This is a genomic window from Cryobacterium sp. Y62, from assembly GCF_002929785.1.
Taxonomy (GTDB): domain Bacteria; phylum Actinomycetota; class Actinomycetes; order Actinomycetales; family Microbacteriaceae; genus Cryobacterium.
Genome location: NZ_PJJK01000066.1, coordinates 1 through 19,287, shown reverse-complemented (window position 1 = coordinate 19,287; position 19,287 = coordinate 1). Strand labels below are relative to the sequence as shown.

The following is a 19,287-nucleotide window of genomic DNA, read 5'->3' as shown; positions in this document are numbered from 1 at the left end:
CGTGGACTTCCCTTCCGCGAATCACACGCAACAGAGCGTGTTCAGTTATCACGTGAACGGTATCCCGTAGGGGGTTCCCCTATCGAGAAGGGGAAGGGAAATGGGAATGAGACGGGGGCAAGGAGGGCACGCTCAAGCGCTTCGTTGCGGTGACGATGTCAAGTGACCCGCCATTGGATTGGATCAGCGCTCTGAGCTGTCCGCAGCTTCTAGATATTTCACTAGGAGAACAGTGAGGGAGGACTCCCCTTCTCGTACCTCCGTCACAAGCTCGGCGTCCAACTGCATCGCATCTGCGACGGCCTGGTGAGACAGTTTTTCATCCAAATTTCGCAGCAGGTCATCGAGTTCGTAACCCAGAGCCTCGGCGCTCCGCAGCGCCGCCTGCAGCGCGCGCGAAACACGGACGATTTCTGGAATGCTCATTGCATCCGGGGCGATGAAGGGCGGTTGATCGGACGACACCGAGAAAGTGATGTGTGCTTCTGCCATGCTCCGACTGTACGACAGCCCTCCAGATTGCGGAGTGCCATCACGGCTCCGTCACCGATCAGGCTGGCTCTGGGCCCAGTCTTGGCGTTTCTGTCCGGATTCCCACAGGGGGTTCGGCTACGGGCACTGACTCTGTCAGGCTGGTGTTTTCTTCAAACGCTTACCCCGATGTCTGGCAGCACATACTCTGTGAAGGAGGGGGTACACGAAATGCAACTGCAAAGACCGGCCGTTCCCGTGCTCCTCGCCGTGACCGCGCGGTCCTGGATCCTCGGCATTCCGTCGATGGCCCTCATCGCCCTGGCGGGGCTTCAGTTCGCGGTCATCTCCCATGCGGGTCTCAGAGAATCCTGCGATCAGAACCCCGAGCTAGGCAGTCTGCCTCTGCCCTCAGCAGGCTGGACTACGGACGGCGCATTTTCGTTCTTCCCCATTGGGGTCCAATGCTCCTATTTCACAAGCGAGCATGAACTCCTCCTAGTACATACCCAGACCAGCGTGTGGGACTGGGGAATCACGATCGCCGCGATCCTCGGAGTCCTGGGCGTTGCTCTCTTTCTGACCGCCCGGCTCGCCACTCGACGAACCTGGCACGAATCTCACTGAAGAATTAGACCCAAACCGTCCCGTTAAGGGTTCCGCTTACGGGCGTCTCAGTTCAGACGTCGACACGGTTGGCTTCACGTGATTCGGTCCCCGCTGAGCGTCCGGCTTATGGGAAGGCTCCTGCTCGGTGATGCGGCAGGTTGAGGATTCCTACCGTCGCCGACTTGCAATTTTATTGTCACTGTCGCGCGGCTTGAATGTCAGAAGCAATCGTGCCGCTACCAGTAGGGGGGCGGCAACGAGTAGAGCGACCGAGACAAGTTGACCGAAGCCAAAACTTGTTGCCTCGACCCCAGGGGAGCACGAGGCGCCGACCAGGCAGACCGTAGTGATATCGCTCGGCGAACTCCAGAGCATAAACCCGAAAATGATAGTTACCATCCAGACAGAAGGGCTGACGATTGTTCCGATCAGCTTGTCTCGGCGACGCCACCCGGGAGACGACCAGAGCATGATCAAACCTACGATCCACCCGAGAATCGGCAGGATGACGCCCCCGAACGTCAGCGCAAGAATCGTCACAATTGCGCCCAGCCTTGTCACGAGAAACCGCGGGGAAGGCGTTGGCTCAGGGCTGCGATGCGGCGCTGAACCCATCGCATGAGCGATTGACTCTACAGGCCCCAAGGAACGAATAATGGATTCTATGTCAACGTCGTGGCCGCCGGTTTGTCCTTCCCTCACTGTCTCAACGATGTGCTCGTTGATCTCGGCCAGCACGCCCTCGGTCTGATTAGGCGCTGTCCGGTCCATTGCTTGTCGAAGAGTGGCTAGGTACGACATGATCCGTGGGTCAGAATTCAGATCATCCATTTTCATCATGATTTGCTCTCTGTGCTCAATGCTCGGTCTACTGCCTCACTCGACCATAGGCCGCAGTTCGCGTCAAATTGAGAGAGGAAGTACCGTGTGACATAGGAGCGGAGAAGTATGGATCGTGTAGCACGACGAGTGTGCTGACAAAACAGTTCTCGGCGTTTTCGGCAGCCAGAATCAAGCTCGATCGTTTGCTGAGAGAATCGATAATTGCTTCGCTAACGGCGTGATCTTTGCCCGGCATACGGACGGCTATCCCTATTATCAAGGCCCTGGTCACGTGTCCTTCGGCCCCGGACCTGAAGGTGAGATGGGCCACCTGCCGCACAATCGAGGAATCGCCTAGTGCCCGATTGGAATGCATAGGCGTTCTGAGAGGTGCGCAGAGGGTTCCCCATACGGGCGCGATCGAGGACTCTTCCGTGAATCCACGTTGAAGAGCACTTTCGTATGCGACCAAGGTCATGGGAACGGTTACTGCTCACACGCTTGCGAGATATTCGTGCTGGCATGCAGAGTAAAGAAGTCCTGTGAAGTCTGCATCGGGGATCAGTCGATGATCACCAATTCCGGCAGTAGCAATGCCAGGACTCCACGAATTCATGACGACGCCCGCGGGAGTGTGGTTGGGTACCCGCCGCGGGCCAGGCCCGCGATGCCGTCACCCGCCCGGTGTTAGCGTCAGGATGACCTATGCCGTTATTAGGAGCACTCATGACCGACGTTTTGCCCGTAACCTTCGCCGCTGGCACCACCGGGCCATGGCGTATCGAACGCATCACCAAAGTCACCGGTGACGGGCTCCCTGTCGCCGCCCGGCTACTCGTCGAGGAGGGAAGAGCACCCGTCGCCGGACCGAGGGTGTCTCCGAAGGTGGCGACGAGTGCTCCGGGTTGGGTTCTGCGCGGCACCGTCAGTAACCAGCGGTACACAACCGCCGCCGAACTGGCTCAGCTCAACGCGCGGTCTCCGGTCCTGGGCCGGCCCGGTGCCACCGTCGCTTCCCTCATTCCGATCACGAAATCACAAGCATGGTGGGAGATGGCCCAGGACGAACGACGGGGCATTTTTGAGGATACGAGTCATCACATCCGCCGCTCGATGGGCTACCTGCCCGCCGTGGCTCGGCGGCTGCACCATTGTCGGGACCTCGGCGGGCCGTTCGACTTTCTGACCTGGTTCGAGTTCGCGCCAGAGAACGCGGCGGCTTTCGACGATCTCCTCAGTGAGCTCCGAAACACCGAAGAATGGACCTTCATCGAGCGCGAAGTCGAGGTGCGCGTGGAGCGCGCAAGCGTGTAAGCGGTCCACCCCACCTCGACGCGTGCCACTTCACGGCGCCTCGATGACCCCTCGACGCGGCCACACGCGCCACACGAGTCCCACCGAACCGAAAACAAGGAAGAAGATAGCTAAAGCTGGCGAGGTTCTGGGCCATCACACACATCACCCTCGTCGGCTACGCCCGCGTTTCCACCCACAGCCAAGACACCACCATGCAACAAGACGCACTCAAATCCTTCGGCTGCGGGCGGATAGTCACCGACACCATCTCCAGCCGTGCACCGAGTCGGCCCGGGCCTATTGCCGCGCTCGACTACGTCGCCGAACTTGAACGTGACATGATTCGCGAACGTACCCTCGCGGGCCTCACCACCGCCCGTGCCCAGGGCCGAGCCGGTGGTCGCCCGACACCCGACACGCTCGCAGCAGCCAAAGCCCGACAACAACGCGGCGAATCCCCACCCAAATTGCCAAGGCCCTCGGCGTCTCACGGCCGACGATCTACCGCCACCTCCACGGCTCTCGGCTCCGCTCCTTCACTCAGCGACGGGCGCATGCGCTAATAGCCGCCTGACTCGGCTAAAAGCTATGACTACGTTCAGCGTCCCGTAAGGGGTTCGGCGTGCGGGACTGGAGCGAGAGTCGTCGATACCCTGCTCGGCTTTCCTACTCGCCGTCCCGCTAACGGGTGTTGTGCTGCTCCGCTGGCTGTGCGGAGGTCGAGAGGGACCGGATGTAGGCGGCGTTGCCGCGGATGGATGGCTTATACCGTTCAATATCTGGCGACTCGACTCCCTCAACAACCACTTCGAGCAATGAAGCGACAGCCTCATCGAAGCGGCTGGAAGCATGAAGGGAGATCGCTTGGAACACCGCCAGCGATGGTGAGTCCGGGAAGTCTTGTCGGGCACGCTCGAAGACTTCCACCGAGCGAGCGAACTCGCCGAGATTCCGCAACGTGGATCCGTACTGGACGTAGCATCGGCGCAGCAAATCACCCGAGAGACCAGCCCGAAGGGCTTGCTCGTAGAACGATCGCGCGGTCTGCTCCTTACCAGCAGTGTCGTAAGCGCCGCCCACTTCGTACAGCACGCGAGCGTCAGCCGGGTGTTCCGCCAGAATTGGTAGCAGCGCATCGATTGTGGGCTGGATGTCATTCCGATCCCGAACAGTGAAGATCCGGTCGAGCTCCTCATCAAGTGTCATCCACCTATTGTGCCCTCACCGCGATTGTCCGCTAAAGGTTGGTCGGATCGCTGTGAGGTCTGAACGAAAGCCTCTAATGGGAGCAGACAACTAGGCGGTCAAGAAGAGTACTCAGAGCTGGTGACAACTTGGATGAAACGAGTCAGCGGCGCGTTCTCAACAAGATCCGCGGACACACTGGGGCCAAGGTTGTGGAATGGCGCCAACCCAACTGGAGTATCACACCAGGGCGACAGAATCTACTTGCAGGATACGGCTGGCTCTCTACGCCTACCCGGTGGCGTTCACCAGCACCGAAGACATTGCATTCGAAGCATCTTTCACGACGACGGGTACTTTTTCCGATGAAACACGATCACTCGATGAGATCGAGTCGAAGCTGGTGGGACTCGAACGCATCTGAGTTGTCACGGCCAGCTCAACAGATACCGATGCTGCCCGAGAGATAAACGTGGCCTTCCACACGATGGAGTTCTTCAACACTAGCTCGCACCACACGAATCGTTCCGTCATCACCCTGTTTGAACGCTAACGCGGGACGGTCAGCGCCGCGCGGAGACCAGCACGGATCCCGGCGCAGCCGCTGGGCCAAGATAATCGGTGCATCGTCCACCGTTTTCATCGTCGCGATGAAGACGTTCAGGCCACGAACTTTGGAGTAGCCGTAACCCGAGCCCTGCTTTTGATACCCGTGCACTTCGATGATCGCGATCTTCTGCACAAAGCTGCACGACCGGCTTCTCAGGCCACTCATCGCAGCAAACACGCCCCCAGCACCAGCCCTACTGCGCCAGGCGTTGAAGACCATCGAGCAACACATCGACAGCTATATCAACGACGCCCACATGACTAACGCTGCCTAAAGCTCGGTACAAACGCCCGACTTCTGGCCCCCAAGAAAACTAGCGCGGGACCCGCGACGCCTTTACTGCCTGGAAGTATTCTCTTGCCGGCCGCAGCCACACGAGCACGGTCGCGACGACCGCGGCAACGGCCTGGAGCGCCCCAAGGCCGAAGCTGCTTGTGACACTGGTGAGCGACAGGGCGGCAAGAATCGTGAGGACAATGCGGGCCCATCCGGCGCCTCGCTTCATGAACAGCGCGAAAATGACGAAAGCAATCATCCAGATGATCGCGACGATGATCGCCACGATGATCACGGTGGTGATCACGGCGTCGATCGTGCTGGTGGAGACGGCCACGCCGGATGTCGCGAGCTGACTCTCGATTACAGATCTGTCAGCGCCCGCGGTCGCTGCGCGGACAACGCCGCTGATCAGCGCCGCGAGGGCTGCAAGGAGGTAGAGCCAGAATGCCATCCTCACCTGCTGAGGCTGGCCAACGGGGGCGGACGATGGCGTGGACTTGGCAGAAGGTGCGCTCGGAAGGCCAGTGGGTTCGCTCGTACCAGACGAATTACTCATCCTCTCACCGTAGCCCGCATCTGGCTATAGTGCAGATTCCGCGAGCACATTGACTCGATGCACTACGTCGTGCACAGCGTCGAGGGAGTCCGAGGTGATCTTGGGCTTGCCGTCGACTCGGGCCATTTCACGCAGGTACCAGTACGGTTTCTCGTTGATCGTCTTCTTATACAAACTAGCCATGCTTTAGGTCAGACGCTATTTGGGGCCAAAAGTCCGACCCACATGCCGAAGAACACCAGATCAAACCTGATACCTGCATCGGAGCAATCCGGCGAACCTGAAATAGCTAGGAAACTCCCGCTAGTGCGTGCGGAACCGAGCGGTCATTGGGCAGTCGAACGGATCTCGTGCGGCCAGCCCTACCTTGTTGAGGTAGGCGATGACGATGCCGTAACTTTCGAAGACGCCCGTCTCGGTGTACTTCACGTCGTGCGAGAGGCAGTATCCCTTAGCAATCACCTGCGCCTGGCGCAGGTGTGGGCGTGCCATGTTCGGGAACAGATGGTGCTCGATCTGGTAGTTGAGACCACCCATGTAGTGGTCGATGAAGGTACCACCACGAATGTTGCGGCTGGTGAGCACCTGGCGACGAAGAAAATCGACTCGGCTTTCAGCCGGGAGCTGCGGCATTCCCTTGTGGTTGGGCGCGAAGGTAGCGCCCATGTAAACCCCGAACACGGCCATTTGTACGCCAACGAACGCAAACGCCATGCCGAGCGGTAGAAAGTAGAAGATCACGGCGAGGTAGAGCGCGAGGCGCGTCACGAGCATAGTGATCTCGACCCAGCGTTCGCTGACCTTGTTCTTACCGAAAACGGTCTTGAAACCCTGAATGTGCAGGTTAATACCTTCGAACATCAAAAGCGGGAAGAACAAATACCCCTGCTTGCGGGTGACGAAGGAGCCAAGCCGGCTGACCTGCTTCGCGTCATTCTCAGTAAACACGATGAAGTCGGGCTCGATATCGGGGTCCTTGCCAATGACGTTCGGCTGGGCGTGGTGACGGCTGTGCTTAGTCATCCACCAGGCATAGCTGATGCCGACGAACAGGTTGGCCAGAACGCGGCCAGCTCGGTCGTTGGCTCTGCCAGAGATGAACACGGCACGGTGCGATGCCTCGTGCGCGAGAAAGGCGAATTGGGTGAAAATGAGGCCGAGGGCAGCGGCGATGATCAGCTGATACCAAGTGTCACCGAGAAAAACGAACCCAGCCGCTGCGCCCCCGGTGGCGATCACGAGCACAGAGAACACCATCCAGTAGAAGCCAGTGCGTCGACCGAGGAGGCCCAGATTACGCACAGTGTGCAAGAGCGCCGAATATTCGGTCGTGGGGTTCTTGGTATCTCCACCAGGTCGGGTCCGGATGATGCGGACAGAGGAAGCGGCTGTTATTTCCGACATGAAGCCTTAGAGGTTCGGGACTTCTCAGCCGAGGCGTGAGCAATTACTCGTGGAGCAGATAATCGTCAGTCTACGGTCGCCGAGCCCGAATCCGCGCTTAATTCACACGCCATTCCCAGTCACTATATGCCAAAAATGGAATGTATTCGACCGATCTATCTCCAACTCGGCACCCAAATATGTGCCTGCCAAAAGGCGAATGGTGTCTGCATTCCAATCCACGGCGGGAAGAAGAATACGGTCAGCATTACTGCGAAGCCAGCCCCACGACAACAGTGTTGAAGGCGTTGACCTGTTGCTGAGGGTCAGTTTCGTGCACCTACGAATGTGCTGAACGCCGGCGTATCAGCCGTGCTTAATCTGGAATTCGGTGTTCGACCAGCCCGATGACGAAGGTGAGCCCGAGCAGCAAATAGAGCTCAAAGACGATCGTATAGAACTGAAAAACAGTGCGGTTCAGATACATCAGCCAGGGCAGATACCCAGCGATCATTCTCATCAGGATGAAGCCGGTAGACCAGTGTCGCCGTCGCCGTCCACTAAACCAACGGATTGCCGACGGAGGTAATGGCTTCCGAACAGCTTTAAAACTGGTAGCCGAATTCGCCCTCGCTTGAACCGCAGTAATACATGCTGGTCGGTCGGATCATGAACAGCTAGGTCAGTGGGTTTGCTTGGTATGGATGCAGAGTGGCCAGACCTACGTGGTACGTACAGACGACAGTCTGGTAAAGCCAGAAGCTTTGGATGGTATGCGGAGCCCAGACCAGCGGCCCGGTCCAGGCGGAACCGGCTGAATCGGCCCAGTCACGGTAATACCCGCCGCGGGTAACAAACTAACCCGCCCAGGATACGAGGAATGTCGTGACGGCCAAGGGAACCAGCAGCAGAAAAGTAATGGGGGGCTTGTTTGAGAATGGCGGCGCTGAGCCAGGATGACACGCCGTGCCGCCGTCGGACAAGCGCATCGACGATGACGAGGTAGATGCCGAACGCGGCGACACCGACCTGGAAACCGCCTTCAGCGCATGGCTCGACGGCAAGGCTCAGCAGTCCAATACCGCACAAAGAGTCGCTTGACACCAATAGGAGCATCCACCCAGGGGGACGTAACCTTGCAGCCCCCGCACTTCCATCGAAAGTCCGGCATCCGCCACCCCGTCAGGCTGGAGCAGTGCGGGCACACAAATCCATCAGGCCAGCGCAGCCAAGCCAAGTAATCCAGACACTTCCAGTCCTCATCGAACCACGAGTGCATTTGCGCATACGACCGTGGGAAATCCTGGCCAGCCGAGGTTGGTGGCGTGCTGGTGGGCGCGGTTGACCGTGGAGTCCACGGACACCTCCCACTCAATCAAGCCGGCCGCGTCAGCCTGCGAGAGCAAACGGGTCATAATTGCGTCCCAGGTTCCATCGCCGCTGAAACGTCCGTGAAGTTTCCAGACCGCCTGCCACGGACCGAAAGAGTCGGGCAGATCCCGCCAGGGAATGCCCGCCCGATACCGATAAATGATGCCTTCCAGAATGCGACGGTGATCTTGAAACGGACGACCCGGACAATTCTTCGACGACGGCATCAACGGCTCGAGTCGAGCCCACTCACTGTCACATAACACGGCAGCACGAGACATACTTTAAGTCTGCCAGAGAGGACCCTCGGCGTTAGGAGACACACTCCCGTTCATGCCACGAAGACCCGAAGTTCGAACCTCAGTGGTGGTGGCCGGCGGGAGTCACACTGTTGTAGAGCAGTTCAGGGCGGCCGCGCGCGCCGTACCGGTGGGTGACGTCGACGAAGCCTGCCTGCCGCAAATAGTCCAGGTAACGACGAGCCGTGCCGCGGGCAAGTCCGCACCCGGTGGCCACCTCGATTGCGGTGCTTACCTCCTGGGCGCGCACGGCCTGCATCACAAGGCCGACCGTCGGCTCGGAGAGCCCCTTGGGCAGCCGGTCGAATTCAAACCGGGGAAACACCAGCGAACCCGCGCCACGCGGCGCGCTCACCGCGGCACCCGGCGGGCCGGACGGTTGGGCAGGAGCCGGGCGCAGACTGATCGGACGCGTCGCGGGCGCGGGCGCGGGCTCCCGACCAGCGACGAGCCGGTCGATGTCGACCTGGCGCAGCGGAATCTGCCCGGTGTCGCTCCGAAACCGAGCCGCGAACCGAGCCCGATAGCCGGCCAGGCGCAGGTCGAAAACCGCGTGAGAGAATGGCTTCACGAGGTAGTCAGCCACGCTCGCCGCCGCCGCCTGGCGCACGGTCACCGCCTCGGTCGCCGAGCTAACGACGATCACGTCGATGTTCTCAAACGTCAGCGCACGCAGCCGGTGCAGCACTTCGATGCCGCTGAAGTCGGGCAGGTGCATATCGAGCAGCACCAGATCCACCTCGTGGTCGGTCACGAAGGCTACGGCCTCAGCCCCGGTGGCCGCAGTGCCCGCCACGGTGAAACCGCCCACCCCCTCGAGATAACGCACGTGCAGGCACGAGACGGATGCGTCATCCTCCACGATGAGCGTTCGGATGCCGGTCACCGGGCGCGTCATCGCCGGGCCGTATCGGGCAGCAAGGGCACGGGCACGGTGACCCGGAACCTCGCACCGCCCGCCTCCGAGCGACCGATGTCGATGACACCGCCACGGCGCAGCACGATCTCCCGCACGAGAGCCAACCCCACACCGCGGGGAAGGTCGATCTCACTACGGTGTTCGAGGCGCTTGGTGCTGAAACCCCGTTCGAACACGCGCGTGCGGAGCGTCGAGTCGAGGCCTGGCCCGTTGTCGCTCACCGTGAGCGCGAAGCCCTGGTTGTCGGCGCGCACGAGCACCTCGACGCGGCCGTCTGCGCCCTGCGGCGCGACTGCGTCGACGGCATTTCCGACGAGATTGGCGGTCAGAGTCACCTGCTCGTCGTCGACGTGGGCAGTCAGCGCAACAGAGTCGACGTCGAGCACGAGCCTGCCTCCGCGCGCGGTCAGGGTGGCAGCCTGGGCGGTCACGGCGGCCCGGAGCCCGACGGCATCGATCAAACGCAGAGCCTCGACCGAACGCAGACCCTCGACGGACCGCAGGACATCGGCACGATCGAGCGCGGCGACCGGCACGATCGAGCCAATGTACTCGAGGGCCTCCCGCGGTTCCCCGCTCTCCACGAGTCCGTAAACCACGTGGAGACGGTTGGTGAATTCATGCGTCTGGCTGCCGAGCTCGACGGCGAGCCGCCGTTGCACGGCGAGTTCGCGGCTGTCGGCCTCGAGTCGGGCGAACCGCCGGCTCACCACCCGGTTCACGGCCGCCGCCGCCAGAATACCGAGGATCAGCGAGCCGAGCACCCAGGGCACCATCTGCAGCACGCCCTCGTCGAGGTCGGCCGCGGCACGGCTCTCCAGCACTCCCACCGACACGATGCCGATGATCGCGGCGCCGGCCGAGCCGGCCATCCCGCGCGAGCTGAGTGCCCACACCGGAACCTTGGCGCGCAGAGTCAGCCCGAGGGTACCCTGTTCCACTCCGACGAATGTCTCTCCGCGCAGCACCCGGGAGGCATCGGTGGAGACCGGCTGACCACGGGCATCCGGTGTCGGATGGGTCAGACGGATGCCGCGGGCATTGGTGATCACGATGTAGTCAACCCCCGAGGCCTCCCGCACGATTTCGGCCAGGGGCTGCAGCGCCTCGGTCGCGGCGCTCGTGTCGAGAGTGTCGCTGCCTTCGAACGCCTCGAGCTCCTCAAGGGCGTCACTGACGGCGGGCAGGCCGGCCAGGCTCTCGGCCACGGCGGTGACACGGTCGACGGTGCGGTCCTGCAGCAGGCGTTCCTGCACGCTCACGGCGACGACGGTGGTGACGCTCACACAGACCGTGACGATCAGCACCTGTACGAGCAACAGCATGCCGCGGCGCTTCCCGATCATTCTGCTCCCGCTGCGCCAATCGATTCCCGTGCCCGCGCATCTCAATCCGAGTGTATCTAAGTCCACAAGTACCGTTTTAAGACGAGTCGCTCATCGCCGATGGCAGGGTTGACCTCACTCCTGCGGCAACAACGATGTCGTCCATAGAAAGGGATTCGTGCATGAAAAAAACGATTCTCACGATCGCTTTCGCGGCCGTGACCGCGGTGCTGGTGCTGGCCGCCACCGCCAATGCCAGCTCGGCCGGCGGCGGTGCCACGGCTCGCAGCAAGCTCACCCTGCTCGCCCCCGCCGCTCCCGGCGGCGGCTGGGACGCCTTCGCCCGCGAGTCGCAGCAGGCGCTGCGCGCGAACAGCATCGTCAATAACGCCCGGGTGATCAACGTTCCCGGTGCCGGCGGCACCATCGGCCTCGGCCAGGTCGCCCAGATGGACGGTCGCGAGGACCTGCTGCTCGCTACCGGCGCGGCCATGATGGGCGGCATTGAGCTGTCCACGGCCGACGTGTCCTTTGACGACGTGACGCTCATCGCCCGCGTCGCCGACGACTACAACGTACTCGTGGTACCCAAAGACTCCCCCTACGAGACGATCGACGAGTTCACCACCGCCTGGGCCGCCGATCCGGGCGGGACAGCTGTCGCCGGTGGCTCGCTCGGCAGCATCGACCATCTGCTGAGCGGACTGCTCGGCCGGGAAATCGGCATCGACCCCGCCGCGGTCAACTACGTCGCCTACGCGGGTGGCGGTGAAGTGCTGACCTCCCTGCTCTCCAACACCGTGACAGCCGGAATCTCCAGCTACAACGACTTCCGGGACCAAATCGAGGCCGGTGCTGTTCGGGCCCTCGGTACCTCGGCCGCCGAACCCATCGACGGCATCGACGTGCCGACGTTCATCGAATCCGGCTATGACGTGGAGATGTCCAACTGGCGCGGCTACGCGGCGCCCCCCGGCATCAGCGAGGAGGCCCGTCAGGAGCTCGTCGACATCGTCACCGAAATGCACGCGACCCCGGAATGGGGCGACGCGATAAGCCGCAATCGCTGGAGCGACAGCTACGCCACGGGCGGCGACTTTCAAGGCTTCATCGACACGGAAAGTCTCCGTGTCGCATCCATCGTTGAGGAGCTCGGGCTGTGAACGAGAACACTGAGCGTGACGCGAAGTTCCATCCGCCGGCCAGCACGGTGACGGATGCCGCGGCATCCGTCACCGTGGGCCCCGCACCGAGCCCGCAGCCGGCACAGCCGCCGCAGTCGTGGCTGGCGGGACGCAGCGAACTCGTTGTGGCGGCCATGACCCTCGGTATCGCGGTCTTTCTCACCGTCGGCATCGTGACCATGGACGTGCCCGAGGGCGCCGGATCTCCCGGACCCACGTTCTTCCCGATCATTGTGACCGGACTGCTCTATGTGCTTGCGGTGCTGCTGGCCGTACAGGTGGTGCGCGCTCCCCGCCCGGTCGACGGCGACAGCAACGCCAGCCGGGTCGGTGTGTCGAGCGACCTGCTAAACGACGTCGGCGACATCGACACGACGAGCGAGATTCGCGTGATCCGGTCTACCGTCCACCCGAAGACCGCGGCGAAGATCGGCCTCACCGACTGGAAGACCACGAGCATCGTGCTGGCCAGTGTGATCGTCTTCGTGCTCGTTCTGCAGCCGGTCGGCTGGTTGCTCGCCGCTGCCGCCCTGTTCTGGGCTCTGGCCTGGGCCTTGGGCAGCAAGCGCCCGGTGTTTGACATCGGGGTGTCCCTGATCTTTTCCTCGTGCATGCAGCTCGCATTCTCGGCCGGTCTCGGCCTCACCCTTCCTTCAGGAATCCTAACGGGAGTCTTCTCATGGATCAGCTAGGCAACCTGCTCGAGGGCTTCTCGGTCGCCCTCACCCCGATGAATATGGTCTTTCTGGTCATCGGCGCCGTTCTCGGCACCGCTGTCGGCGTTCTGCCCGGGCTCGGATCCGCGATGGCCGTGGCGCTGCTGCTGCCGGTCACCTTCAGCCTCGATCCGACCGGCGCGTTCATCATGTTCGCGAGTATCTACTTCGGTGGCCTGTTTGGAGACTCGACCAGCGGCATCCTCTTGAATACACCCGGTAATTCGTCGGCGATAGCGACCACGTTCGAAGGCCATCGAATGGCCAAGGACGGGCGGGCGGCGAAGGCCCTCGGCACGGCCGCGATCGGTGCCTTCATGGGCGGCATGATCGCGACGACCCTGGTCGTGTTCTTCTCGCCGTACCTCGTGCGCCTAGCCACCCTGTTCGGTCCCGCGGAGTATTTCGCACTGTCTGCGTTCGCCTTTGTCGCTATCTCGGCCGTTGTGGCCGAATCGGTTGTGCGTGGCCTGATCGCCCTCGGCATCGGGCTGGCGCTCGCCATGGTCGGCATTGACGGTCAGAGCGGCGCGGCGCGCTTCACCCTGGGGAACCCGGAGTTCTTCGACGGAATCTCAATCATTGTCGTCACCGTCGGGCTGCTCGCGATGGGCGAGGTACTGCATGTGGCCTCCCGCATCCACCGCGAAGGCTCAGCCATGCAGATTCAGACCTCGGGCACGCCGTACCTCAGCTGGCGCGAATTGAAGCAGGTTTTCCCCGCCTTCGTGCGCGGCACCGCCTTTGGGCTGCCCTTCGGCGCGATCCCGGTCGGCGGGTCGGAGGTACCCACGTTCCTCGCCTACGGCACCGAGAAGCGGCTGGCGAAACGACGCAGCGACACGATGTTCGGCGGCCGCGGCGCCATCCAGGGTGTGGCCGGGCCGGAAGCGGCCGGCAACGCGACGGCCGGCAGTGCCTTGGGGGCTCTGCTCGCGCTGGGGCTGCCGACGTCGGCGACCGCCGCGATGATGCTGGCCGCGTTCCAGCAGTACGGCATGCAGCCGGGCCCGCTGCTCTTTGAGCGCAGCGCCGACCTGGTCTGGCCACTGCTCGCGAGCCTGTTCGTAGGTCTGATCATTCTGCTGGTAATTAACCTGCCGTTCGCGTCGGTCTGGGCCAAGCTGCTGCTCGTGCCCAAGCACTACCTGTACGCCGGCGTCGCCGTGTTCTCAGTATTCGGTGTCTACGCCATCGCGTCGTCGATGAAGGACCTCTGGCTGCTCGTCGGCATCGGGGTACTCGGTTTCGTGATGCGACGCTTCGAAATTCCGGTGGCACCGGTGCTGATCGCGGCCATTCTCGGGCCGCTCGCCGAAACCGAATTGCGCCGGGCACTCGCGGTGTCGGAGGGGGACGTGGGAATTCTGGTCGCCTCGCCGATCTCCGTCTCGCTCTACGCAATCATGGCGGTGGCGATTCTGATCAGCATCGTGCAGCACCTGCGGCACCACAAGGCCGCCGCCTAACGGTTAGCGGTTGCGTGTAAAGGACCAGACGCGCGAGCTGCGGGAACGGGGCTCTGGAGCCAACGCCGGGGCATCCCCACATCGCCGGCCGTCCGCAACGCGCGCGACGCGTTGCGCTTGGCGATCCATTGGTCGGCCTGCACGGCCGGCAACATGGTGCCGAGGGCCCGCGCCGAGGCGGAACAGCTCGCCTCAAGGCGACGGCGAGAAAACGGGTTGAGTTCGGCCAGCCCCTCCGGATCGGCCAGGCGGGCCAGCTCAACCTCGCGGGCAATCGGGTCGCCCGCAATCAGTTCCGCCGAAATCCCGTCAATACCGTCGTCACTGTGCGAGAACGCGGCCACCGCCATCAGCAGGTGGTCCGAGACAAGCGCCTGCAGGTCGCGGCCAAGGTCGGGCTGCAGGATCCATCGTGCAAAATGGACTCGTGCAACAGAGGGCGTCGTGCAACACTGCGACGACGCGGGCCTCGTCACTGCTCACCATCTTGCATGATTCGAAGCGGATGCTCAATGGTCGAGTGTCCAGCGGCACCCGTCAGCCCCGCATAAGAGGCCACGCGGGCGAAAGCGATGACATCATCCAGCAGCAGCGGGCGCAGCTGCCCGCCACCGCGCACACGCGAGCCGAAGTTTAGTCGTGCGGTGAAGGGTGGGGTGCGGCGCGGCCATGGGGTCGTCCTTTGATCGTCTAGTCCCAGCCTTGTAGGCACCGCGTACATCGTGTCTGTGGCCAACAAAAGACGCCAGCGAGAAGGGATCTTCCCATCAACACCGCCATATAGATCCGAAGTCCCTAATTGTCGGCTCGGGCTGGTTGACTGTCACCATGCACGCCGCGCTACTTTATCCTGCTGGATATAACCCCGAGTTCCTTGAAGTTCCTTTGCCTCTCCCGGCCCCTCCCGCGGGAACTCTGATTCGTGAACTGCTCTACACACATTTCACCGTGCTCTTAAGCCCCGCGCGGCGCCTCGCGATCGCGACCGGCGTCAACATCGACGGGGATCGCCTCGTTACCGTTAACCGAGGCGAGGGCTGGCACCTCGACTCGCGGATCCCGGTCTACGAACAGGCCGGGGAGGCTCTCTACGCCAGAAACGACCTCGACCGCGGGCACCTCGTCCGCCGTCTGGACCCGGTCTGGGGCGACGCAACGACAGCCCGGCGAGCGAATTACGATACCTTCGCCTACACCAACGCCGCCCCGCAAGCCGGAANTGGCTCGGCCTCGAGGACCACGTCCTCACCTACGCACGCACCAACGGTAACCGCCTCAGCGTTTTCACCGCCCCCGTACTCTCCGCCGAGGATCCGATATACCGCGGGGTGAAGATCCCGCAAGCGTTCTGGAAGATCGCAGCATGGACCACGACCACGACCACGACCACGACCACGACCACGCAAGGCTCCACCATTCTGCACGCTGCCGGATTCGTCCTCGACCAAAGCCCACAATTAGAAGACATCGACCTTGACACGGTCCACGCACCAGCCCTCATGTACGGCACTCCCCCACCGCTTGGACCGTACCGCACCTACCAAGTACCCATCGTGGACATCATCGACCTCACCGGACTCAACCTGACCGCCCTATCCGAGGCAGACGCCTACGCCCCAGCCCCAACTATCCGAGAAGACGCCGAGCGTCGACAGCGTTGGGTCGAACTGATCGACACCGCAAACATCCACCTCTAACCACACCGGATCCTCTACAGCCAGCTCAGCCCCCAGCGCGAAGGTAGACATAGACGGTTTCACGGCTGACCCCAAACTCTCGAGCAAGAACAGACTTCGGCACGCCAGCAGCAGCCTTCACCCGCAGCTCAGCCGCACGGACCACGTCCAAGGATGGGGTGCGGCCGCGGTAGACACCACGCTTCTTGGCCAGAGTGATGCCCTCGCGTTGACGTTCACGAATCAAAGATCGCTCAAACTCGGCAAACGCCCCCATAACGTTCAAAAGCAGGTTTGCCATTGCATTGTCATCGCCCGTGAAACAGAGTTGCTCTTTCACGAACTCAACTCGGACCTTCTTCGTCGTGAGCCGGCGCACGATCAAGCGAAGGTCATCCAAGTTACGGGCTAGACGATCCATGGAATGCACGAGAACGGTATCGCCATCTCGGACGAACTTGATCATCTCCTCCAGCTCGGGCCGGTTCTGATCCTTCCCCGACGCCTTATCCTCAAACACCCGATCGACCTCGACGCCAGCAAGCTGTCGGACAGTGTTCTGATCGAGAGTACTCACTCGCACATACCCAACTCGTTGACCCGCCATGCGACTTCTGCCCCTGTTCTGTCAGATTGAAGTCTAAGACCCCGCCAGGAGGGGTGTCCATCAATCAAAACATGACTCTATCCTGACAATATTTGATATGAGCGACTGACGCCTAGTTGGGGTACACGCCAAATTGACAGTTCGTTGCTTGCTTCGACGCTTTCAGCTTCCCCATTGACGCTTCTAAATGTCTCGCAACCGTCCTTGCCTACAAAAATGGTAACGCCAGAAAAAACACACGTTTCGAGACACACCGACTCATCCGTCGCCCTCGGACAATGATGCCCCGATCCCGGTCACTGGACGGAATGCGTTCTGCCGCGCTCTCCACAATCGTGCATGGTCGATCTGTCTCGTCAATGTGTCTCACAGCCGTCAGGAAACGAGACTGCTCCAAGACGGGCGATCCTCGAGCGCGAATGCCAGAGCACTGCAACGAATGCCCGAGCACGCTTGCCGGCTACGCTTCTCGACACGCGCACCGCGCGTCTTCCTTGACGTTGAAAGGACGATGCAGATCATGCTCCACGGCGAGCGAGACACGACCAACACGACCAACACGACCCCGACACGGTAGGGATGTGTGCGACTATCGGGGGAAAAAATCAGACCCTTGAAGTGAGATGTCTGAGCTGAAAAGGGGGGTCGGTGTCGTTGGATCCGCGCGCTTCCAGCGTGGTACCACCCGTATCGCGAGGTCCTTCGCGGGAGCCAGAAGGAGACGGAGCCGGCGCAGATCGCTTCCGTACACGGTCAAAAGCTGCGCAACGTCGAGTACATCTTGAATGGTTCTCGCCGCAAGAACGCGAGAAGGCTCAACGTGAAGCCTCAGCCACGGGTGCCACTATCTATGTCCCGCTTAGCCGGAGAGTTGTACACCTTTACCCCTGTCCACACACCTCCGCTTCGATCAGCGCTTGGATCGCAAGCGACTTCTAGGGCGCTCAGGCCCGGTGATCCAAAACCGAAAACTGGTGCGTGATCATTTCGTCCCCGAGTTCGGTGAGCAGCTCCGCTGGGATTCGGCGGCGGCGCCGGACGGGCCGACGCATCACTTCCTCATTCCGGGCCGCATCGACCCGCTAGTCTCGGACATAGCCGTAAAGATCCGGTTCCATCTGCTTCGAGGATCTGCATGCCTGAACCGTGGCTGTCCGCCGATGACATCGCCGACTACTTAGGAGTGCGCAAGGACACCATCTACGCCTGGATCGCCGACAAGGAGATGCCTGCCCACAATGTCGGTCGGCTCTGGAAGTTTCAAGCGAGCGAAATTGATTACTGGGTGCGGCGCGGAGACGCCGCACCGGCCGGGTAACGGCCTTGGCGCCGCCGCGATGTCGGTGGCCTGACGTATCCTGATCGACTTGCCAAATCTCCGAGGAGGAGTGAAGTGAATGAAGCCGCAATGACGCCCGCGGCGTTGCGTGCTGGTCAGCGCATCCGCGGGCTCCTCTCAGATGGGGCAGTGACCCTGATTGCGATCGATGCGATCGATGCGGCGCTCTTCGAGATCTTCTACCGGGATGATTCCGGCCGCAGCGGTGCACGAACCGTGACCGACGCCGATATCGCTCGGCTCGAGCTTGCGCGCGACTACGACGAAGCACCCCCGTTCGACGGCGACCCCGACGAGTTCCAACTCGCCGCCGAAGCGTTGCGCATCAAGTATGCGGCGCTCTACGACCCGATGGCGGCGGTCAACAGCTCCGAGGTTGACCCGCTGCCCCATCAGATTCGCGCCGTCTACGAAGACCTGTTGCCACGAATTCCCCTCCGCTTCCTCCTTGCCGACGACCCCGGCGCCGGCAAAACGATCATGGCCGGCCTCTACCTCAAAGAGCTGATCATGCGATCAGACTGCGAACGCGCCGTCATCATCGCTCCCGGCGGTCTTGTCGAGCAGTGGCGCGAAGAACTCTCGCAGAAGTTCGATCTGCACTTCGAGGTCTTCAATCGCCAGATGGTCGATGACGCCGAGGGCCGCAACGTCTTCGACCAGCACCCTTACCTAATCGTGCGAATGGATCAGGTCTCTCGGAGCGAAGACCTCATGGAGCAGCTGTCTGACGTGACATGGGATGTCGCGATCGTCGACGAGGCCCACCGGATGTCTGCGCACTACTCGTCGTGGGCCGGCGAAGTGGACGAGACAAAGCGCTTCCGGCTCGGGCGCCTGCTCTCCGAGACCGCCCACAACTTCCTGCTCATGACAGCGACGCCACACGCTGGCAAAGAAGAAGACTTCCAGCTCTTCATGTCACTTCTCGACCGCGACAGATTCGAGGGTCAATTCCGACAGGGCGTGCACCGCGCCGACACAAGAGGCTTGATGCGGCGTATGGTCAAGGAGGACCTTCTCACGTTTGAAGGCAAGCCACTCTTCCCCGAACGCCGCGCGTACACAGTTGAGTATGACTTGAGCCCCGCCCGGAACTTGTCAAGGCGGATGAGACCAGTGGGAGTTTAGGCGGCTAGTTCGAGGCGGTCATTCTTGGTGGGTTTGTCGG

Annotated in this window: 23 protein-coding genes and 3 pseudogenes; 11 read left to right on the top strand and 15 right to left on the bottom strand. The window is 61.7% G+C overall.

What is annotated here, in order from left to right; all coding sequences use genetic code 11:
- Positions 1-183: 183 nt before the first annotated feature.
- On the bottom strand, positions 184-492 hold the full coding sequence (locus CXY71_RS01790) for a hypothetical protein (RefSeq protein WP_104134012.1): 309 nt from the start codon (positions 490-492) through the stop codon (positions 184-186).
- A gap of 210 nt (positions 493-702) precedes the next feature.
- Between CXY71_RS01790 and CXY71_RS01785 the strand changes: the two genes are divergently transcribed.
- Positions 703-1,098, top strand: a complete 396-nt coding sequence (locus CXY71_RS01785; protein ID WP_146072713.1) for a hypothetical protein — start codon at positions 703-705, stop codon at positions 1,096-1,098.
- A gap of 150 nt (positions 1,099-1,248) precedes the next feature.
- Here the strand turns inward: CXY71_RS01785 and CXY71_RS01780 are convergent, their stop codons facing one another.
- Entirely contained in the window at positions 1,249-1,920 is a 672-nt protein-coding gene (locus CXY71_RS01780) for a hypothetical protein (RefSeq protein WP_104134010.1), read from the bottom strand.
- A 708-nt stretch (positions 1,921-2,628) separates the two neighbouring features.
- On the opposite strand from CXY71_RS01780, the gene CXY71_RS01775 reads away from it, so the two are divergent.
- Together CXY71_RS01775 and CXY71_RS01770 are read left to right on the top strand one after the other, a co-directional pair.
- Positions 2,629-3,216, top strand: coding sequence for a chlorite dismutase family protein (locus CXY71_RS01775; RefSeq protein ID WP_104134009.1), 588 nt, complete (start codon positions 2,629-2,631; stop codon positions 3,214-3,216).
- Between the two features lie 194 nt (positions 3,217-3,410).
- Complete coding sequence (locus CXY71_RS01770; RefSeq protein WP_233204332.1) at positions 3,411-3,761, top strand: recombinase family protein; 351 nt, start codon at positions 3,411-3,413, stop codon at positions 3,759-3,761.
- A 118-nt stretch (positions 3,762-3,879) separates the two neighbouring features.
- Here CXY71_RS01770 and CXY71_RS01765 read toward each other — a convergent pair whose 3' ends face one another.
- Positions 3,880-4,404, bottom strand: a complete 525-nt coding sequence (locus CXY71_RS01765) for a tetratricopeptide repeat protein (protein ID WP_104134007.1) — start codon at positions 4,402-4,404, stop codon at positions 3,880-3,882.
- 196 nt (positions 4,405-4,600) lie between these two features.
- Between CXY71_RS01765 and CXY71_RS20505 the strand changes: the two genes are divergently transcribed.
- Positions 4,601-4,807 (top strand): hypothetical protein, encoded by a 207-nt coding sequence (locus tag CXY71_RS20505; protein WP_146072712.1) that lies wholly within the window; start codon positions 4,601-4,603, stop codon positions 4,805-4,807.
- Between the two features lie 135 nt (positions 4,808-4,942).
- Here CXY71_RS20505 and CXY71_RS21680 read toward each other — a convergent pair.
- From CXY71_RS21680 to CXY71_RS20895, 5 genes and pseudogenes are all read right to left on the bottom strand, one after another.
- A pseudogene (locus CXY71_RS21680) lies at positions 4,943-5,110 on the bottom strand (IS1380 family transposase); the annotation flags it as partial.
- A gap of 196 nt (positions 5,111-5,306) precedes the next feature.
- Complete coding sequence (locus tag CXY71_RS01755) at positions 5,307-5,729, bottom strand: hypothetical protein (protein WP_146072711.1); 423 nt, start codon at positions 5,727-5,729, stop codon at positions 5,307-5,309.
- Between the two features lie 123 nt (positions 5,730-5,852).
- Positions 5,853-6,011, bottom strand: coding sequence for a hypothetical protein (locus CXY71_RS20900; protein WP_158252941.1), 159 nt, complete (start codon positions 6,009-6,011; stop codon positions 5,853-5,855).
- A 120-nt stretch (positions 6,012-6,131) separates the two neighbouring features.
- Positions 6,132-7,232 carry an acyl-CoA desaturase gene (locus CXY71_RS01750; protein ID WP_104134004.1) on the bottom strand — a complete coding sequence of 367 codons (1,101 nt, stop codon included), beginning with the start codon at positions 7,230-7,232 and terminating at the stop codon, positions 6,132-6,134.
- Positions 7,233-7,587: 355 nt separating this feature from the next.
- The gene (locus CXY71_RS20895; protein WP_158252940.1) at positions 7,588-7,731 is read right to left on the bottom strand and encodes a hypothetical protein; all 144 of its coding nucleotides are present in this window, start codon (positions 7,729-7,731) and stop codon (positions 7,588-7,590) included.
- 446 nt (positions 7,732-8,177) lie between these two features.
- Between CXY71_RS20895 and CXY71_RS22305 the strand changes: the two genes are divergently transcribed.
- Complete coding sequence (locus tag CXY71_RS22305; RefSeq protein WP_255412609.1) at positions 8,178-8,312, top strand: hypothetical protein; 135 nt, start codon at positions 8,178-8,180, stop codon at positions 8,310-8,312.
- On the opposite strand, the gene CXY71_RS22520 is transcribed toward CXY71_RS22305, so the two are convergent.
- The 4 genes and pseudogenes from CXY71_RS22520 to CXY71_RS01730 form a co-directional block, all read right to left on the bottom strand.
- Positions 8,254-8,490 carry a transposase gene (locus CXY71_RS22520; RefSeq protein WP_104134003.1) on the bottom strand — a complete coding sequence of 79 codons (237 nt, stop codon included), beginning with the start codon at positions 8,488-8,490 and terminating at the stop codon, positions 8,254-8,256. The two genes, CXY71_RS22305 and CXY71_RS22520, sit on opposite strands and share 59 nt — an antisense overlap.
- Positions 8,491-8,527: 37 nt before the next feature.
- Positions 8,528-8,863: pseudogene (locus CXY71_RS01740) on the bottom strand (transposase); the annotation flags it as partial.
- A gap of 79 nt (positions 8,864-8,942) precedes the next feature.
- Positions 8,943-9,779 carry a response regulator gene (locus tag CXY71_RS01735; RefSeq protein WP_104134001.1) on the bottom strand — a complete coding sequence of 279 codons (837 nt, stop codon included), beginning with the start codon at positions 9,777-9,779 and terminating at the stop codon, positions 8,943-8,945.
- Positions 9,776-11,146 carry an ATP-binding protein gene (locus CXY71_RS01730; RefSeq protein WP_104134000.1) on the bottom strand — a complete coding sequence of 457 codons (1,371 nt, stop codon included), beginning with the start codon at positions 11,144-11,146 and terminating at the stop codon, positions 9,776-9,778. Before CXY71_RS01730 ends, CXY71_RS01735 begins: the two co-directional genes overlap by 4 nt.
- Before the next feature lie 161 nt (positions 11,147-11,307).
- On the opposite strand from CXY71_RS01730, the gene CXY71_RS01725 reads away from it, so the two are divergent.
- The 3 genes from CXY71_RS01725 to CXY71_RS01715 are packed head-to-tail and all read left to right on the top strand — an operon-like array spanning position 11,308 to position 14,494.
- Positions 11,308-12,288 (top strand): tripartite tricarboxylate transporter substrate binding protein, encoded by a 981-nt coding sequence (locus CXY71_RS01725; RefSeq protein WP_104133999.1) that lies wholly within the window; start codon positions 11,308-11,310, stop codon positions 12,286-12,288.
- Positions 12,285-13,001, top strand: coding sequence for a tripartite tricarboxylate transporter TctB family protein (locus CXY71_RS01720; protein WP_104133998.1), 717 nt, complete (start codon positions 12,285-12,287; stop codon positions 12,999-13,001). Before CXY71_RS01725 ends, CXY71_RS01720 begins: the two co-directional genes overlap by 4 nt.
- The gene (locus tag CXY71_RS01715) at positions 12,989-14,494 is read left to right on the top strand and encodes a tripartite tricarboxylate transporter permease (RefSeq protein ID WP_104133997.1); all 1,506 of its coding nucleotides are present in this window, start codon (positions 12,989-12,991) and stop codon (positions 14,492-14,494) included. The genes CXY71_RS01720 and CXY71_RS01715 overlap by 13 nt, the downstream gene beginning before the upstream one ends.
- Here the strand turns inward: CXY71_RS01715 and CXY71_RS01710 are convergent.
- Complete coding sequence (locus CXY71_RS01710; RefSeq protein WP_146072710.1) at positions 14,491-14,970, bottom strand: hypothetical protein; 480 nt, start codon at positions 14,968-14,970, stop codon at positions 14,491-14,493. The genes CXY71_RS01715 and CXY71_RS01710 overlap by 4 nt on opposite strands.
- Positions 14,967-15,206 carry a hypothetical protein gene (locus CXY71_RS20500; RefSeq protein ID WP_146072709.1) on the bottom strand — a complete coding sequence of 80 codons (240 nt, stop codon included), beginning with the start codon at positions 15,204-15,206 and terminating at the stop codon, positions 14,967-14,969. Before CXY71_RS20500 ends, CXY71_RS01710 begins: the two co-directional genes overlap by 4 nt.
- Positions 15,207-15,322: 116 nt before the next feature.
- Here CXY71_RS20500 and CXY71_RS22515 point away from each other — a divergent pair.
- Positions 15,323-16,191 (top strand): annotated as a pseudogene (locus CXY71_RS22515) (DNA/RNA non-specific endonuclease).
- Between the two features lie 25 nt (positions 16,192-16,216).
- Here CXY71_RS22515 and CXY71_RS01700 read toward each other — a convergent pair.
- Positions 16,217-16,777, bottom strand: a complete 561-nt coding sequence (locus tag CXY71_RS01700) for a recombinase family protein (protein WP_104133995.1) — start codon at positions 16,775-16,777, stop codon at positions 16,217-16,219.
- Positions 16,778-17,912: 1,135 nt separating this feature from the next.
- Between CXY71_RS01700 and CXY71_RS01695 the strand changes: the two genes are divergently transcribed.
- Positions 17,913-18,095, top strand: coding sequence for a helix-turn-helix domain-containing protein (locus CXY71_RS01695; RefSeq protein ID WP_104133994.1), 183 nt, complete (start codon positions 17,913-17,915; stop codon positions 18,093-18,095).
- 75 nt (positions 18,096-18,170) lie between these two features.
- Positions 18,171-19,247 (top strand): DEAD/DEAH box helicase, encoded by a 1,077-nt coding sequence (locus CXY71_RS01690; protein ID WP_233204331.1) that lies wholly within the window; start codon positions 18,171-18,173, stop codon positions 19,245-19,247.
- Positions 19,248-19,287 lie beyond the last annotated feature (40 nt).